15 protein-coding genes are annotated in these 15,683 nt (G+C 64.2%); 5 read left to right on the forward strand and 10 right to left on the reverse strand.

Annotated elements, in window-relative coordinates; genetic code table 11:
* Positions 1-18 precede the first annotated feature (18 nt).
* The 4 genes from AC788_RS06660 to AC788_RS06675 form a co-directional block, all read right to left on the reverse strand.
* Positions 19-1,245 carry a zinc-dependent alcohol dehydrogenase gene (locus AC788_RS06660; protein WP_049859884.1) on the reverse strand — a complete coding sequence of 409 codons (1,227 nt, stop codon included), beginning with the start codon at positions 1,243-1,245 and terminating at the stop codon, positions 19-21.
* Positions 1,246-1,360: 115 nt separating this feature from the next.
* On the reverse strand, positions 1,361-2,932 hold the full coding sequence (locus AC788_RS06665; protein WP_049859885.1) for a sensor domain-containing diguanylate cyclase: 1,572 nt from the start codon (positions 2,930-2,932) through the stop codon (positions 1,361-1,363).
* Between the two features lie 256 nt (positions 2,933-3,188).
* Complete coding sequence (locus tag AC788_RS06670) at positions 3,189-3,455, reverse strand: DUF6555 family protein (RefSeq protein ID WP_049859886.1); 267 nt, start codon at positions 3,453-3,455, stop codon at positions 3,189-3,191.
* Positions 3,456-3,561: 106 nt separating this feature from the next.
* Complete coding sequence (locus AC788_RS06675; protein WP_049859887.1) at positions 3,562-3,822, reverse strand: hypothetical protein; 261 nt, start codon at positions 3,820-3,822, stop codon at positions 3,562-3,564.
* A 245-nt stretch (positions 3,823-4,067) separates the two neighbouring features.
* Here AC788_RS06675 and AC788_RS06680 point away from each other — a divergent pair, with 245 nt between their 5' ends.
* The 3 genes from AC788_RS06680 (at position 4,068) to AC788_RS21265 (ending at position 7,245) form a co-directional block, all read left to right on the forward strand.
* A complete protein-coding gene (locus AC788_RS06680) occupies positions 4,068-4,277 on the forward strand; it encodes a hypothetical protein (RefSeq protein ID WP_049859888.1) in 210 nt (69 codons plus the stop codon).
* Between the two features lie 147 nt (positions 4,278-4,424).
* On the forward strand, positions 4,425-6,620 hold the full coding sequence (locus AC788_RS06685; protein ID WP_082223599.1) for a TonB-dependent receptor family protein: 2,196 nt from the start codon (positions 4,425-4,427) through the stop codon (positions 6,618-6,620).
* Between the two features lie 55 nt (positions 6,621-6,675).
* Complete coding sequence (locus AC788_RS21265) at positions 6,676-7,245, forward strand: sterol desaturase family protein (RefSeq protein ID WP_082223600.1); 570 nt, start codon at positions 6,676-6,678, stop codon at positions 7,243-7,245.
* Here the strand turns inward: AC788_RS21265 and AC788_RS06690 are convergent.
* Genes AC788_RS06690 through fni form a run of 5 tightly spaced genes read right to left on the reverse strand, consistent with a single transcriptional unit; the run spans position 7,127 to position 13,088 of the window.
* Positions 7,127-8,125: a phytoene/squalene synthase family protein gene (locus AC788_RS06690; RefSeq protein WP_049859889.1), complete on the reverse strand. Its 999-nt coding sequence runs from the start codon at positions 8,123-8,125 to the stop codon at positions 7,127-7,129. The two genes, AC788_RS21265 and AC788_RS06690, sit on opposite strands and share 119 nt — an antisense overlap.
* Entirely contained in the window at positions 8,122-9,612 is a 1,491-nt protein-coding gene (locus tag AC788_RS06695; protein WP_049859890.1) for a phytoene desaturase, read from the reverse strand. Before AC788_RS06695 ends, AC788_RS06690 begins: the two co-directional genes overlap by 4 nt.
* Positions 9,599-10,774 (reverse strand): lycopene beta-cyclase CrtY, encoded by a 1,176-nt coding sequence (gene crtY, locus AC788_RS06700; RefSeq protein WP_049859891.1) that lies wholly within the window; start codon positions 10,772-10,774, stop codon positions 9,599-9,601. Before crtY ends, AC788_RS06695 begins: the two co-directional genes overlap by 14 nt.
* Positions 10,771-12,045 carry a glycosyltransferase gene (locus tag AC788_RS06705; RefSeq protein WP_049859892.1) on the reverse strand — a complete coding sequence of 425 codons (1,275 nt, stop codon included), beginning with the start codon at positions 12,043-12,045 and terminating at the stop codon, positions 10,771-10,773. Before AC788_RS06705 ends, crtY begins: the two co-directional genes overlap by 4 nt.
* A complete protein-coding gene (fni, locus tag AC788_RS06710; RefSeq protein ID WP_049859893.1) occupies positions 12,042-13,088 on the reverse strand; it encodes a type 2 isopentenyl-diphosphate Delta-isomerase in 1,047 nt (348 codons plus the stop codon). Before fni ends, AC788_RS06705 begins: the two co-directional genes overlap by 4 nt.
* A 224-nt stretch (positions 13,089-13,312) precedes the next feature.
* On the opposite strand from fni, the gene AC788_RS06715 reads away from it, so the two are divergent.
* Positions 13,313-14,218 (forward strand): polyprenyl synthetase family protein, encoded by a 906-nt coding sequence (locus tag AC788_RS06715; protein ID WP_049859894.1) that lies wholly within the window; start codon positions 13,313-13,315, stop codon positions 14,216-14,218.
* 87 nt (positions 14,219-14,305) lie between these two features.
* Here AC788_RS06715 and AC788_RS06720 read toward each other — a convergent pair whose 3' ends face one another.
* Entirely contained in the window at positions 14,306-14,584 is a 279-nt protein-coding gene (locus AC788_RS06720; protein WP_049859895.1) for a hypothetical protein, read from the reverse strand.
* 225 nt (positions 14,585-14,809) lie between these two features.
* On the opposite strand from AC788_RS06720, the gene AC788_RS06725 reads away from it, so the two are divergent.
* On the forward strand, positions 14,810-15,667 hold the full coding sequence (locus AC788_RS06725) for an SDR family oxidoreductase (RefSeq protein ID WP_049859896.1): 858 nt from the start codon (positions 14,810-14,812) through the stop codon (positions 15,665-15,667).
* Positions 15,668-15,683 lie beyond the last annotated feature (16 nt).

The raw sequence follows: 15,683 nt of genomic DNA on the forward strand, positions 1-15,683 counted from the left end.
GCCTCGTGGTGCGGTGCTTCAGAGCGCGGGTACGACACCGGCGACAGGTTCTACAATGGGCGCTTCAATGGTCGGCGAGCCGGGTGTGAGAATGACCTTGCGGCAATCCTCTTCCTTCTTGTCGAAGATCTTGTAGCCTTCGACCGCCTGTTCCAGGGACATGCGGTGGGTGATGATCGTCTCGGGCGTCAAGCGGCCCGCTTCGATGTGCTCGAGCAGCTCGGGCAGGTAGCGCTGAACGTGAGTCTGGCCCATGCGGAAGGTCAAGCCCTTGTCGAACGCATCGCCGAACAGGAAGCCGTGGATGAAGCCGGCGTACACGCCCGGCACGCTGACCACGCCGCCACGGCGCACGGCCGCGATGCACTGGCGCAACGCCTTGCCGCTGCTGCCTTCAAGCTTGAGGGCGGCGAGCACGGTTTCGGTGGTGCTGCCCTTGGCTTCGAAGCCCACTGCATCCACAACGCCATCCACGCCGCGCGAGCCTGGCGTCTGACGGATGATGGTATCGGCTGGATCGTCGTCTTCATCGAAGTTGATCGGGATCACCCCATAGGCCTGTTGCGCATAGGCCAGGCGGTAGGGGTGATGGTCGACCATGAAGATGCGCTCGGCGCCCAGCATCCGCGCGACGGCAGCGCACAGCAGACCGACCGGGCCAGCGCCGTAGATGGCGATGCTAGAACCCTTGCCGATCTCGGTGTTTTTCACGGCTTGGAAGGCAGTGGGCAGAATGTCCGACAGAAACAGCACTTTTTCATCCGACAGGGTGCCAGGCACCTTGAACGGGCCTGTATTGGCCTTGGGCACGCGCACGTATTCGGCCTGGCCGCCGGGCACGCCGCCGTACAGATGACTGAAACCGAACAGCGCTGCGCCCGATGGAATCGACTTCTTGTTCAAGATCGCACCGCGACCGGTGTTGGTGGTTTCGCAGGCAGCGAAAAGATCGATGTTGCAGAAGAAGCAGCTGCCGCAGGCGATGACGAAAGGAATGACCACGCGATCGCCCGGGCTGACCGCGGTCACCGCTGAGCCAACTTCTTCGACGATGCCCATGAATTCGTGGCCGAAGATGTCGCCGTGTTCGACCGTGGGAATCTTGCCTCGGTACAGGTGCAGGTCCGAGCCGCAGATGGCAGTGGCCGTGACTCGCAAGATGATGTCGTCGGCATCCTGAAGCTCTGGATCCGGAACCGTGTCGACTTTGACGTCGTGAGCGCCGTGGTAGGTGAGTGCTCTCATTGTTCGCGTAGCCTCTTGATCGGAATCGGGGGGTGTAAGTAGCAGAGGTATACGAAACACGGGAAGTTCAAGCCGATGTGTCCAATGGGCTCGCCGGATCGGGTCGACACGCTGGTCACGTTCCGCTCTGAGTGGCGCAGGCGTGCCAGCGATTGCGGCCTTTGTGTTTGGCGGTGTACAGGCAGGCATCGGCGGTTATCAGCATTTGCGCGGCCGTGACCCATTCCACTGCCGGCTGGGCGGCGGTGATGCCGGCGCTGACCGTGACGTGCCCCGCAGGATGATCCAGGTGTTCGACGCCCAAGTCGCGAATGGCCTGCAGGATCGCCTCGGCAACCACGCCTGCGCCTTCCAGATCGGTACCCGGAAGCAGCACGGTGAATTCTTCGCCACCATAGCGCACAGCCAGGTCGGTAGGGCGCTTGAGCACCTTCACGATGGCGTCGGCCACCTGGCGCAGGCAGCGGTCGCCGGCTGCATGGCCATAGCGATCGTTGTAGCGTTTGAAGTAGTCGACATCGAGCATGATCAGCGCCAGCCAGCCGCGCTGTCGCCGAGCGCGGCCGATTTCGGCCCCCAGGGCCATGTCCAGCCGCCGCCGATTGCCCAGGCCACTGAGGCTGTCGGTCAGCGCCATGTCGCGCATGATCTGATGGGCCTGGCGCAGTTCCTCCTCGATGGCGATGCGTTCGCGCAACTGCTTGAGCACGATCATGCCGAAGCCACTCAAGCCAGCGATCAGCACCAGCAGCACCAGGCCGGTCTTGAGCAGGTCGCGCCGCCAGGGGCCGATGTAGGATTCGCGCGACAGCCCGGCTTCCACCACCAGCGGATAGCTGGTCAATGCGCGGTAGGCATACAGGCGGTAGGTGTTGTCGACCACCGCCTTGACCTCGACCACGCCTTCGTCGGCCACCGGCAGATGGCGTTTGAAGATCTCGCTGTCTTCCAGGGTCTTGCCCAGCACCGGCGCAAGGAACGGGCGCCGCACCAGGATCCGGCCGTTGCGCAGCGCCAGGACCAGCGCGCCGCGATCGTCGATCTTGAAGTCGCCATAATAGTCGACGAAGTAGCTGACCCGAATCGTTCCCAGCAGCACCCCGGCGAAGCTGCCGTCCGGGTTATTGAGTCGGCGCGAGATCGGCAGGATGTATTCGTCCGTGGAACGGCTGCGCACCACGTCGCTGATGCGCACGTTCGGATCGGTGTGGGTGCGATGGTAGTTGAAATAGTCGCGATCGGCGTTGTTGGCCGCCTCTGGCGTACCGGTCTTGTCGGTCACCACCCATTGTCCGCTGGCGTCGTAGATGAACAGCCCATGCAACTGCGGCATGATCCGCGCCTGTTGCTGCATCAGCGCATGAATGCGCGGCACGTCCATGTTCTGCAGGCCGTCACCTTGCACGCGCTCGCCCAGGGCGTCGGTCAGTACGTCGACCTGGCGAATCGCATCTTCGGCATGCTGGGCCGTGGCGCGGGCCAGGTTGGTGACCGAATCGCGTGCGGTGGCGAACGCCTGCTGGTAGTCGCGCCAGGCGCGCCAGCCCTCGACGCCCACGAAGGTGAAGATGACCAGCACGATGAACGTTACGGTGAGACGAAACAGAGCCGAATTGCGCCCCGCGTGCCGAGATAATGGCTCGGCGCTTTCGTCGCTCGTGGCATGTAGCGGATTGCGTCCTGGCATGAAAGGCCTCATGGCTGCGCTCTGTCGCGGCGCGAGGTGTCCTGTGCTGCATTTTCGACAATGCGGTAAATGAGCGTGTCAGTGGCAGACTAGCTCAGCGGTATCGAGGTCGGAAGGTTGGGAGGGTTCAATGGTGCAAACAGTGGACGAGTGAGACTCTTCCGGGAGACTGAGGGGGCTGCGTGAGCAACCCCCTACAGGGTCGTGCAGATGCGGCTGACACGGCAGGCGCGCGGCGAAGCGGAGATCGTGCGACTCAATGCGCTGCTTCGGTCCCTGCTTCTTCGCGCGCCTGTTGGCCGGACGGCCTCCAGCGCACATCGGTAATCCCATACTGCTCGGCTTTGGGCTTGCTGACCTTCTGCACCCGTTCGCGGCCGAACTTGGGGATGACACCGACCCCTGCGTCACAGCTCGCCCAATGCCAGGCATCGGCATTGTTCAGCGTGGGTAGACGAATGATGAACGACTTTTCCGCTCCATGGAGCCTGTAGTCAATGATGAACAGCGTTGGGTTCGGCATGGTGATCTCCTGCGTTGACTCATCATTGAGTTGTGACACGCAGGAAAGATTCAGAAAATGTGCAGGACGGCGACGAGTTGCCGCATACCTGGCAAGCCCTCTGCAATCAGGTGCGGGCGGCCCATTCGATGTCGGGCATCACTTCCAGCGGCGCATGGGAACCCTTGCCGCGAATTTCATTGACCGCATGCAGCACCAGCAGCCGAAACAGAATGATGTCTTCGTATTCACGCGGCGAAAGACTGCGCTCTACATGGGCTGGAACGTTGGGGTCGGTCAGCGTCAGTTTAAGCAGGCCATCGTGGAGTTCGGTTTCGTGTTTCAGCGGCGGGTCGAGCCCGGCGAGTACCGTTTCGATGGAAGCCATGGAATCACCCTTGACGGACGGTGTTGAGGAGGCAGTGAGGAAATGGGCAAAACGCCCGGGGCTGTAAGAGCTATAGCTGATAGTGGCCGAAAGCGCCTGTTCATTGCCATCAGTTTTTCAACTTCCCTTTGCGCATTTTCATCGCTACACCGTAGCGACATCCAAAAGTGTTTTTCGATGCCTTGGCCGATGCTTTTGAGTAAGCTGGCCGCACTTGCAATGGACGCAATGGAGGCTGGGCACTGATGACCGAAGACCAGGCCAACTACAAGCGGTTGCTGACGCTGATAGAGGGCGCCCAATGGCAAGCCTTCACCAGTGAGGACGGCTTTGCTCTGCGCGCCTTGCTGCTGGTCGGCTATATCGTGACCACGGTGACCGGGGATGGTCGCACGCGCCTGGCTCTCACCGTCAAGGGCACGCATTATCTCAATGCGCTGCGCAGCGAGCCGTGATCGACGCAGACCTCCTTTTCACCCCCCGATGTGCTTAAAGCGCTCGCGCGAACGTCAATCCTCCCCAATGGCCACCCCAGGTGGGGCCTCGTTATCTGCCAGTCCGGGAGTGCCGCCCGGGCGTACCGCTTTTCAAGGATGTGTTTCATGCCGCAACCGTCTGCGTCCCGTCTTCGCGTCCGGGACCGTCTGCATTGCCTTTCCACCTGTACCACGCTTCGCGCGCCGGCATGGCCAGTGCTGGGCCTGGCCGCCTTGTTTGGCGCCCCCAGCGCCGCCCTGGCGGCGCAGGTGATGGAGTTGCAGGCCGTGGAAGTCAGCGAGGCACGCCTGAGCGAGATCGACGAAGCCGACCTGGCACTGCGTTCGGTGCCAGGCGCCAGCAACCTGATCGACACTGCCGCCGTCGGGCGCGGCAGGCTCTCGGGCAACGAGGATCTGTTCAGCAACCAGGCAGGTATCTACGCCCGCGCCGCCAACAACGAGGGCGCGAAGATCTCCATTCGCGGTTCGGGTATCAACCGTGGGCCGGGGGCGCATTCGTCGGGGCTGTACCAGATGTTCGATGGCCTGCCGCTGACCGGTCCGGGCGGCACGCCTTACGAATTGCTGGAGCCCTTGTGGCTGAGCCGGGTGGAGGTTCTGCGCGGGGCCAATGGCTTCGATCGCGGCGCGCTGGCCTTGGGCGGTGCCATCAACTATGTGACGCACACCGGATACGATGCCCCCAAGTTGCAGCTGCGCTACGAGGTCGGCAGTCATGGCTACAGCAAGCGTCAGATCAGTTCTGGCCAGGTGCTGGGTGATGCCGATTACTATTTCAGCGTGACCGATTCCAGCTACGAAGGCTTCCAGGACCAAAGCGCAGGTGGCAGCCGTGGTGCGGCAGGCAACTTCGGCTACCGTTTCAGTCCTCAGTTGGAAACGCGCTTCTTCTTCCGCTATCGCGAGACCGACAACGACACCCCGGGCAAGCTGACGCGGGCGCAGATCGCCCATGATCCCCGCGCGGCCAATGCCTTGAACCTGGCACGCGATTCCAAGCGTATTCAACCGGGCAGTACCTGGCTGGCCAACAAGACCACCTGGCACCTGGACGACGATGCCCGCCTGGAAGCCGGCCTGGTCTATCACGACTATCCGATGGACCTGTGCGAAGGCACCAACCGGATGAAGGTGGCTTACACGGATGTCAGCGGCACCTTGAACTATGGGCGCCAGGACGTGCTGCTCGGCCACGCCAGCAAAACCACAGTGGGGTGGCGCAGCACCAAGGCGTTGCCCAATTCCGGCGTGTCGGAATTCGTCCGGGTACCGGTCGGCAACACGGCCGGGTATGCGCCAGGCACCCGCACCCGGGACTACAGCTATCAAGGCTCCGACCATACGGTGTATGTCAGCAACGAGCTGGAACTGGTGCCCGATCTCTGGCTCACCACCGGGCTCGCCGCGCTGTACACCCGTCGCGAGACGGAGGTCAGCTACCCGGTGACCCATGACCGGGTCAGCCAGCACGCCTGGGACTACGCGCCGCGCCTGGGTTTGCGCTACGACTACAGCCCGAAGGTGCAGGTGTTCGGCAACCTCAGCCGTTCGGTGGAACCGCCACACCCCTGGTCGATGATCTGGGGCTCCAACCGCTACTTCGCGCCGGGCAGCGGCGCGGCGACGGGTTTGCAGAGCAATGGCGTGGAGCTCGACAACCAGAGCGCGACCACTCTGGAGCTGGGTGGGCGTGGCGATGCCTGGTTCGGCCGCTGGGATCTGGCCTGGTATTACTCGCAGGTCCGCCATGAGCTGCTCAGTGTCGAAACCCAGGCCGCCACGGCCACCACCTCGCAGGTGATCGGCGAGACGAATGCCAGCCCGACGGTCCATCAGGGCGTCGAGATGGCCCTGGACAGCCCATTATGGGAGGGGCAGCAGGCCGGACGTCTGGGTTTGCGCCAGACCTACACCTACAGCGATTTCCACTACCGTGACGACGCGCGTTTCGGCAATAACCGGCTGCCTGGCCTGCCTCAACATTACTATCAAGCCGAATTGCGCTACGACCACCCCAGCGGCGTCTACACCGGTTTCAACGTGCAGCACGCCTCGCGCATCGCCGTGGACTACGCCAACTCCTACCATGCGGCGGCCTACACCCTGTTCGGCGCCAGTCTGGGCTACTCGGCGCCGGATGAAAGCTGGCAGACCTGGGTGGACCTGCGCAACCTGACCAACAAGCGTTACGCCAGCACGGTCACCCCCGGCTACGACGACCAGGGCCGCGATGTTGCACGTTCCACGCCGGGCGATGGCCGGGGTGTCTACGCCGGCGTCTCGTGGAGCCTGCGCTGAGCAGCCGATGAGCAGCCGGCCGGCGTGACGCCACGGGTGGGCCGGTTGCGTTAAGATGGCGGTCTATCCGTCTTGGCAGAGCGCAGCAGTGATTCTCAACAGCCTGGTTTTCTTCATCACTCTGGCGGCCATGGAAGGCGTTGCCTACCTGGCCCACAAGTACCTCATGCATGGCTGGGGCTGGGGCTGGCACCGCTCCCACCACGAGCCGCGCACCGGCTGGTTCGAGAAGAACGACCTGTATGCGGTGGTGTTCGCGGGGCTGGCGATCGTGCTGATTGCCCTGGGGACCCAGGGTCTGCATCCGCTGGAATGGATCGGCGCCGGCATGACCGCCTACGGCGCGTTGTACTTCGTCGTCCATGACGGTCTGGTGCATCGGCGCTGGCCGTTCCATCTGGTGCCGCGCCGCGGTTACCTCAAGCGCCTGTACCAGGCGCACCTGATGCACCACGCGGTCGAGGGCAAGGACCGCTGCGTGTCCTTCGGCTTTCTGTTCGCGCCGTCTACGACGCGCTTGCGCGCTCAGTTGCGGGCGTTGCACCAAGGGCCTCTGCGCAAGGCGGACGAGGCCGGTTCCACAGCTGAGTCGAACGCTTCGGCCACTGCCGCCAGCGAGCGCTGACTGCACGCCACCATCCCTGACTGACCGCTGCCAGCTTTTCGGCCTTGGAGGTCGAGACACGAGTGTCCCAGGCATGACTGCCTGCCGCAACCACCTTGATTCCGATCTGCCGGTACACGGCCGCCGCAGTCGCCACGGCCCAGGCCGAACGCCAGGGCAGGGCGGCCAGGCCCGCCTGGGCGCTGGCGTAGTAGGGCTCGGCCAGGTCGACCAGACGCCGTGCCAACACCGCCACCTCCGGCCGATGCTCGGGTGCCGCCAGGTCCTTTAGCGGAATGTTCAGTTCTTCCAGCCACTGCGCCGGCAGATAGCAGCGACCGATGCGCGCATCCTCGACGATATCGCGGGCGATGTTGGTCAACTGAAACGCCAGCCCCAGGTCGCAGGCGCGATCCAGGGTGCGCGGGTCATGGGTGCCCATGACCCGCGCCATCATCAGACCGACGACGCCTGCGACGTGGTAGCAATACTGCAGCGTGTCGTCCTGAGTGTGATACCGGCGGTCCAGCACGTCCATTTCGAACCCGGCCAGATGCTCCAGAGCATTGTGCTCGGGAATGTCGTGCTCGCGCACCACTTCGGCGAACGCGGCGAAGGCCGGCTCGCTCGCGGGCACGCCTGCATAGACCGCATGGGTCTGGGCCTGCAGCAGCGCCAGGCGGCGCTGTGCCTCCTGCGGGGTGATCGACACGGCGTCGTGACCGGCCTGCTGGCCATCGATCACATCGTCGCAGTGGCGGCACCAGGCGTACAGCATCACCGCGCTGCGCCGGGTGCGTTCGTCGAACAGCTTGGCGGCTGCGGCGAAGCTTTTCGAGCCTACCGCGATGCTCCGTTCGGCATGCTCGCGCAGCGCCGGATCCGGCGCCGAGGTGCTCATGGATGCAGGTCCGCGATCATCAGCCCGGCGGTCGCCTTGGCCGAACCGATTACGCCCGGTACGCCGGCGCCGGGGTGGGTGCCGGCGCCGACCAGGTAGACGTTGTTCAACTGCGCGTCGCGGTTGTGCGGGCGGAACCAGGCGCTCTGCTGCAGCACCGGCTCCAGGGAAAACGCCGAGCCCAGGTGCGCGTTGAGTTCGGTCTGGAAATCATCCGGGGTGAAGATACGGCAGGTCACCAGGTCTTCGCGCAGGCCAGGAATGTAGTGCTCTTCCAGGTATTCGAAAATGCGGTCGCGATACAGCGGCCCCTGCACCGACCAGTCGATGGCGGCGTTGCCCAGATGCGGTACCGGCGACAACACGTAGTGGCTGGAACAGCCCGGCGGCGCCAGGCTGGGATCCGTCACACAGGGCGCGTGCAGGTACAGCGAGAAGTCCGAGGCCAGTTCGGCGCCGTTGAAGATTTCGTGGATCAGCGCCTGATAGCGCGCACCGAAGCACACCGTGTGGTGCTGCAACTGCGGCTGCGGGCGTTTCAGGCCGAAATGGATGACGAACAGCGAGTTGCTGAAACGCTTGCCCTTGAGGCGCTTGCCCTCGCGTCGACCACGCGGGTGTTTGCCCAGCAGGTCGGCGTAGGTGTGCACCACGTCGGCGTTGGAGGCCAGGCAATCGGCGCGCCAGCTGCGACCGTCACGGGCATGCACCGCCGTGGCCCGATTGTTCTCGACGTCGATGCCGGCCACTTCCGCATTCAACTCCAGGGTGCCGCCCAGGTCCTGGAACAGCTTGACCATGCCTTGCACCAGCGCCCCCGTCCCGCCCTTGGGAAACCACACACCCCATTCGCGCTCCAGCGCATGGATCAAGGTGTAGATCGAAGAGGTGGCAAACGGGTTGCCGCCCACCAGCAAGGAGTGAAACGAGAACGCCTGGCGCAACTGATCGTGTTCGATGAAGCTCGACACCATCGAATACACGCTGCGCCAGGCCTGCAGGCGTGCCAGTTGCGGTCCGGCCTGAAGCATGTCGCGAAACGACAGGAACGGTACCGCACCCAGCTTGAGGTAGCCTTCCTTGAACACCGCCTGGGAGTAGGCCAGGAAGCGCTGGTAGCCGGCCACGTCCGGTGGGTTCAGGGCATGGATCTGGCGGTCCAGTTCGGCCTGGTCGTTGGCGTAGTCGAACTTCGTGCCGTCTTCCCAGCACAGGCGGTAGAACGGCTTGACCGGGAGCAGGTCGACGTAGTCGGCCATACGTTTGCCACTGAGGGTGAACAGCTCTTCGATGGCCGTGGGGTCGGTGATCACCGTCGGGCCGGCATCGAAGGTGAAGCCCTGGTCGCGATAGACATAGGCTCGGCCCCCGGGCTGGTCGCGTTTCTCCAGCAGGGTGGTGTGGATGCCTGCGGCCTGCAGGCGGATCGCCAGGGCCAGGCCGCCGAAGCCTGCGCCGATGACGATGGCGGGTTTAGCTGGATTCATGTGGGTTCTCGAACTGCCGGGGAGAAGATCTGAGGGCGGCGCGCACGGCCTCGTCGACGGGCACGGGCGGCTTGCCGACGAGAATGCGGGCGCGGTCACGCCATTGGTTTTGGCCTGCGTAGAAACGGCTGATCAACGCGGGCGACAAACGATAGAAACGCTGCATGACCCGCCAGCGGTCCTGGGGCCTTCCGGCGAGGAACAACATGCGGTTGAGCAGGCGGTAGAAACCCTGGTTGCTCCATTGCTCGCGGGCGTGGTCGCGGATGCCCGTGAACAGGCGATCGGCGTCCATGACCGGCTGGTGCGCCAGCCATTGGGCCAGGCGCACCGCGTGGGGCAATGAATAGCCGGTGGTGCAGTGAAACAGGCCGGCGCGCAGGCCGGACAGCGGCTGGCCAGACGCTTGCTGCCAGAACGCCTCGAAGTCGCCGGCCAAGGTAATCGGCAGCACGCCCTGTTCTTCGCGCAGGCACTCGGCGACCGTCCAGCCTTGCCAGCGCACGTACTCGCCGATGTGCTCGCGCAGCTGCTCGGTGCTCAGGGTATGGCGATCTACATAGTGAGTGTCTTCCACCAGCACGGTATCGGCCGAAAAGGGCAGTACATAGACGAAGCGGTAGCCATCACCCTGATCCACCCGGGCGTCCATGATGATCGGCCCGAGCAACCCGTGCGGCTGCTCCAGTCGCAGCAATTGGCCGACGAACGCCTGCTGGCCGAGCACGAGGTGTGGGCTGGGCCTAACCCCGCGACCGTCGATGACCGCACCGGCCTTCAGCATCTCGCCACTGGCCAGGCGCACGTGGCGCGGGCCCAGTTCGGTGATGGTTTCACCCAGGCGCAGTCGGTCGCCCAACGCCTGGGTGATGATCTCGGCGAAGCGCTCGCTGGTGATGCTGGCGTAGCCACTGTCGAGCACCCGAGAAACCTGGGGGAAATGCACCTGGTAGCTGGGCCAGCGCTTGACCACCAGCGGCTCGATCCAGTGATGCTGTTCGGCGGTGAGGTCGCCGTCGTGAAAGGACCAGGTATGGTTGCCCCCCAGACTCTGCTGCGCATCGATGCACAGGATGTTCAGCTCCGGACGCGCCTGGCGCAGGCGCCAGGCGATCAGGCCATTGGCCAGGCCGGCGCCGGCCAGGATCAGGTCGTACGTCATGCCAAGGCTCCGGCCAATACGGGCTGTCGTGTGTTTATTGCGGTTTCGATGATGTCGGCTGCGTTCAGCGTGCCGCCTGCGCTGGCCAGTTCCGCGCTCAAGCGAGCAAAGGGCTGGGTCGACAGGGCCAGGACATCACCCAGCGCCTGGGCGATGCGCGGCGAGCGGGCGCGGCGATGCAACTGCAGGCCCAGGCCATGATGGCGGACTCGCGCGGCCACGCCGGGCTGGTCGAAAGCGATGGGCATCACCAGCATTGGGGTGGCACTGGCGATGGCATCCATCACGGTGTTCAGTCCGCCGTGGGTGACCACTGCATCGGCCTGTTCCAGCGCCCACTGTTGCGGGGCGAAATCAGTGACCCAGGTGGCGCCGAGCGCAGCCAGGCGTGTTTCGGCCGCTGCATCGAGCAAACCGCAGTGGGCGACCAGCAGTTGGGCGTCGAGTTGTCGGCAAGCCTTGGCGATCTGCTCGAACATGCCCAGACGCTGGCCCTGCAGGGTGCCCAGGCTGGCGAAGACGAACGGGCGCCCTGGGTTGATCGACCAACTACCTCTGGTGGTCGCAGTGGCGGTGCGCAGCGGACCGACCGCGTGCAGATGCGGCGGCGCAGCCTGGCGCGGGAAGTCGAAGCCCGCCAGCGTCTGGCTGATCTGCGCCAACGGCGAAAGGCACTCGTGCAGAGCGCTGCGCGGCGCCAGTCCGAGGGCTTTCGAGGCGTCCTGGATGGCGCGGGCATGGGGCTTCATCAGCCAGTCGTAGACCTGCGCACTGCCGCGGTACATGTGCAGGCTGCGCTCGTCGGTGCCGTAGGCGAACGGCATCACTGGCAGCGGCAGGCCCGGCTCGCGGTTGACCGGCAGGGCGCAGGCGATCGAGACGAAGGGCAGCCCCAGGCTTTCCGCGACCAGGCCACCGCCCGCTTCCATTTGATCGCACAGCAGCGCGTCGACACCGTGTTGCTCCAGGGCGGCCGGCAGTTCGTCGCAGAACATGCGTGTAGTGGCGGCCAACTGCTCGATGATCTGCCGCAGGCCCCAGGGTGTGCCGGGGCTGGCCGCCAGGCGCAGACTGCGTTGCAGGCTGCCGGGCGGGTGGCTGGCGGCGCCCAGCACGCAATAGCCGATGCCGGGGGCCGTGACCCACCGCGCCGCGTCGGCCTGGTGAAAGAAGGTGACTTGATGATCGCGCTGCATCAGCTCCTGGGCCAGCGCCTGCAACGCGTGGAAATGACTGTAATAGGCGGGTGCGACAACGCCGAAATGACTCATCGAGGCAGAGCCTGCGAATCGAGCAGACGGGCATGGCGCAGCCCTGCCAGATTGGCCGAACCGGTGCAGAAACAGGCCACGCGAAGCTGGCGAATGACCACTTCGAAGTGTTCGATCACAGCTTCCGTGGACAGCGTAGCGCCCGGCAACACACTGGCGGCCTGACCGACGAGGTCGGCACCGAGGCGGATGGCCTTGGCCGCATCGACGCCATCGCGCACGCCGCCCGAAGCGATCAAGCGTACGTCGGGCAGCGCCTGACGGACCGTCTGCACGCAGGTGGCGGTGGGAATGCCCCAGCCGGCGAAGGCCATGGCCACCGCGCGGTCCGCTGCCCGGGTTGCGCGTTCGCCTTCGACCGCAGCCCAACTGGTCCCGCCCGCACCGGCCACATCGATGACCTGCACACCGGCCTCGACCAGGGTCTGCGCCACGCTGGCGGAGAGCCCGGCACCGACTTCCTTGATCACCACCGGCACCTTGAGCACCGTCACCGCCCGGGCGATCTGCGCGAGCACGCCGCGCCAGTGACGGTCACCTTCGGGCTGAACGGCCTCCTGCAGCGGGTTGAGGTGGATGATCAAACCGCTGGCTTCCAAGGTGTCGACCGCGCGCTGGGCCAGGTCCATGCCACCGTTTTCGAGCAACTGCGCTGCACCGATGTTGGCCAGCAGCGGGATGTCCGGGGCGATGCGCCGCAGCTCGCGGGTGAGCCCCTGGTCGTTGCCGGTCTGCAGGCTGACCCGCTGCGAACCCACGCCCATGGCGATGCCCAGGGCCTGCGCCGCTTCGGCCAAGTGCCGATTGATCGCAACGGCGCGAAAGGCACCGCCGGTCATGGAACTGATCAGCAACGGCGCCTGCAGGTCGATGCCCAGCAGGGAACTGCGCAGGTCGATGTCCGCCAGATCCAGCTCGGGCAAGGCACAGTGCTCGAACTGAATAGTGTCCCAGCCCGCGCCCATGCGCGTGGTCGCCCTGAGCGGATCCAGGACGATGTCCAGATGGTCATCCTTGCGTCGACTCAACTCGTCGGGCTTCATGTCAGCTCCATTGCTCAGGATCATTTACGGCTGCCTGCGGTCTGTCCATGGTAGAGAGTTGTACGGCGCGCTCATATTCGCATAACGTATGTCCATCTTCACAGGCTCAGGCACCGGCGGTGAGCAGTCGTTCCTTGTTTGCGAACGTTTGCCCCCGGGCCGAACCCTGCCGAAACCTCGTCCCCGGCTGCCCCGCAGGACTCGAAACAAGAATAGAGGGAACGATGACAGCTGATACGCCCGCGACCAGCGATACTGGTTTTACCGAGCACATGGCCTTGCTGCGCTGCACCATCGAAGCGCGGCTGGACGCCTTGCTGCCCGTGGCGAGCAACGAGCGCGATCTGGTGGCCACGGCGATGCGCGACGGTGCCCTGGCGCCGGGCAAGCGCATGCGTCCGATCCTGTTGATCCTGGCTTCGAACGGGCTGGGCGCCAGCGACCAGGCGGCGCTGGACCTGGGCTGCGCCGTGGAGATGGTGCACGCCGCGTCCCTGGTGCTCGACGACATGCCTTGCATGGATGACGCGAAGCTGCGACGCGGTCGCGTCACCACGCACCTGGCCTTTGGTGAAGACGTTGCCATTCTGGCCGCCGTGGCCCTGTTGTCACGGGCCTTTGCGGTGGTGGCGGGGATCGAAGGGCTGAAGCCGTTGATTCGCACGCAACTGGTGGAGATCCTGGCCAACGCCATCGGTGCTCATGGCCTGGCCCGTGGTCAGTTGCAGGATCTGCGTGACGGGCTGCATCCGCGAACCGCCGAAGAGATCGCCGCCACCAACAATCTGAAAACGGGCGTGCTGTTCAGCGCGATCATGGACATGGCCTATCTGATCAGCGATGCGCCACCGCCCACGCGCGCCGTGCTGCAGTGTTTCGCCCTGGAGCTGGGGCAGGCGTTCCAGCTCTACGACGACCTGCATGATCGCAGCCCGGACATGGCGAAAGACCTGGGCAAGGACGACGGCAAGTCGACCTTTATGGCCCTGTGCGGGGAAGATGAAGTGAAGCGGCGTCTGCAGGATCATCTGGACAAGGCCCGCGCCTGCCTGGCCGATGCCTATACCCAGGATCATCACATCAGCCGTTTTCTGCAGCTGATTTTCGTCAAGGCCGCGACCTGCGCCTGAGCGTTCGCCTTTGGGCAGCGTCGCTTTTCCACATGACAAATGAAAAGGGCATCAAGCTGACTTGATGCCCTTCGCAACGACGCGTTCTTACGAGGCGGCGTGCGGATTGCTGCCTTTCTCGGCATCATGTTTCTTCGCGGCTTCAACACCCGAGCTGCTGAGCTTGATCGGGTATTCCAGCGCCGGTTCATGGTCCTCGACCGTTACCGGCTTGCCTTGGATCAGACCTCTTTCCTGCAGCGTCTTGATCATCCCCGCGACGGCCTTTTCACCGCGATAGTTGTCGAGGATTTCCTTGCCCAGGCCATGGGGATGCGCGTGCAGCAAACGGGTGAGTACTTCGTGCTCGAGTTCGACGTTGCTCATGAATGCCTCTCTGGCTGCTGAATGAAAATGCATCGCTTACAGGGTTGTGACTCGGCCTGGCGCGAGAGATTCCTTGCGTCTGCACAGGGCACGGTGAATCGGTTGGGCGAAAAATCAAACTTTTGCGCCGGCAGGGAAGTCGACTTTGCACACTGTGTCGTTTCGGCAACGAGGTACAGCCTCTGTCGAATCGGCCAAGGTTTTCCGTTAACTTTCGAGGTACACATGGCCAACTATCCAACTCCGCCGTTCGAGCCGCAGCAGCAAGCGGTGCCGGGCACGCAGTCGAAGATGAATCCGCTGCCCGACTGTGGCGAAACCAGCTACAAAGGCTCGGGCCGGATGGCCAACAAGGTCGCCCTGATCACCGGCGGTGACAGCGGTATCGGTCGCGCCGTGGCCATTGCCTACGCCCGTGAAGGCGCCGACGTGGTGATCTCCTACCTCGACGAGCACGAGGACGCCAAGGACACGGCACGCTACGTCGAGGAAGCCGGACGCCAGTGCCTGCTGTTGCCGGGCGACCTGGCCGAGCGGGAACAGTGTCTGGCGATCGTCGAGAAGACAGTTGAGCGTTTCGGTCGCATCGACGTGCTGGTCAACAATGCCGCGTTCCAGATGAGCCACGAATCATTGGACGAAATTCCGGACGAGGAGTGGGTGCGCACTTTCGATATCAACATCACGGCGATGTTTCGCATCTGCAAGGCCGCAGTGCCGCACATGCCGTCGGGCGGTTCGATCATCAACACCAGCTCGGTCAATTCGGACATGCCCAAGCCGACCTTGCTGCCCTATGCGACCACCAAGGGCGCGATCGCCAACTTCACCGCCGGGCTGGCGCAGTTGCTGGGCAAGAAGAACATTCGTGTGAACAGCGTGGCACCGGGTCCGATCTGGACGCCGCTGATCCCGGCGACCATGCCGCCGGAAGCGGTGAAGACCTTTGGCGAGGAGACACCGCTGGGTCGTCCGGGCCAGCCGGTCGAGGTGTCGCCGATCTATGTGCTGCTGGGGTCGGATGAGAGCAGCTACATCTCCGGGTCGCGCTATGCGGTGACTGGGGGCAAGCCTATTCTGTAAGGCAGTGGCGGCCTCT

Source organism: Pseudomonas sp. RIT-PI-a, from assembly GCF_001187875.1.
GTDB classification, from domain to species: domain Bacteria; phylum Pseudomonadota; class Gammaproteobacteria; order Pseudomonadales; family Pseudomonadaceae; genus Aquipseudomonas; species Aquipseudomonas coleopterorum.

What these genes read in the sequence shown, in the direction of transcription:
- crtY (WP_049859891.1), bottom strand. Translation starts at nt 10,774, where the DNA reads ATGACGTACGACCTGATCCTGGCCGGCGCCGGCCTGGCCAATGGCCTG.
- AC788_RS06720 (WP_049859895.1), bottom strand. Translation starts at nt 14,584, where the DNA reads ATGAGCAACGTCGAACTCGAGCACGAAGTACTCACCCGTTTGCTGCAC.
- AC788_RS06675 (WP_049859887.1), bottom strand. Translation starts at nt 3,822, where the DNA reads ATGGCTTCCATCGAAACGGTACTCGCCGGGCTCGACCCGCCGCTGAAA.
- AC788_RS21265 (WP_082223600.1), top strand. Translation starts at nt 6,676, where the DNA reads ATGGCGGTCTATCCGTCTTGGCAGAGCGCAGCAGTGATTCTCAACAGC.
- AC788_RS06705 (WP_049859892.1), bottom strand. Translation starts at nt 12,045, where the DNA reads ATGAGTCATTTCGGCGTTGTCGCACCCGCCTATTACAGTCATTTCCAC.
- AC788_RS06660 (WP_049859884.1), bottom strand. Translation starts at nt 1,245, where the DNA reads ATGAGAGCACTCACCTACCACGGCGCTCACGACGTCAAAGTCGACACG.
- AC788_RS06665 (WP_049859885.1), bottom strand. Translation starts at nt 2,932, where the DNA reads ATGCCAGGACGCAATCCGCTACATGCCACGAGCGACGAAAGCGCCGAG.
- fni (WP_049859893.1), bottom strand. Translation starts at nt 13,088, where the DNA reads ATGAAGCCCGACGAGTTGAGTCGACGCAAGGATGACCATCTGGACATC.
- AC788_RS06715 (WP_049859894.1), top strand. Translation starts at nt 13,313, where the DNA reads ATGACAGCTGATACGCCCGCGACCAGCGATACTGGTTTTACCGAGCAC.
- AC788_RS06670 (WP_049859886.1), bottom strand. Translation starts at nt 3,455, where the DNA reads ATGCCGAACCCAACGCTGTTCATCATTGACTACAGGCTCCATGGAGCG.
- AC788_RS06690 (WP_049859889.1), bottom strand. Translation starts at nt 8,125, where the DNA reads ATGAGCACCTCGGCGCCGGATCCGGCGCTGCGCGAGCATGCCGAACGG.
- AC788_RS06680 (WP_049859888.1), top strand. Translation starts at nt 4,068, where the DNA reads ATGACCGAAGACCAGGCCAACTACAAGCGGTTGCTGACGCTGATAGAG.
- AC788_RS06695 (WP_049859890.1), bottom strand. Translation starts at nt 9,612, where the DNA reads ATGAATCCAGCTAAACCCGCCATCGTCATCGGCGCAGGCTTCGGCGGC.
- AC788_RS06685 (WP_082223599.1), top strand. Translation starts at nt 4,425, where the DNA reads ATGCCGCAACCGTCTGCGTCCCGTCTTCGCGTCCGGGACCGTCTGCAT.
- AC788_RS06725 (WP_049859896.1), top strand. Translation starts at nt 14,810, where the DNA reads ATGGCCAACTATCCAACTCCGCCGTTCGAGCCGCAGCAGCAAGCGGTG.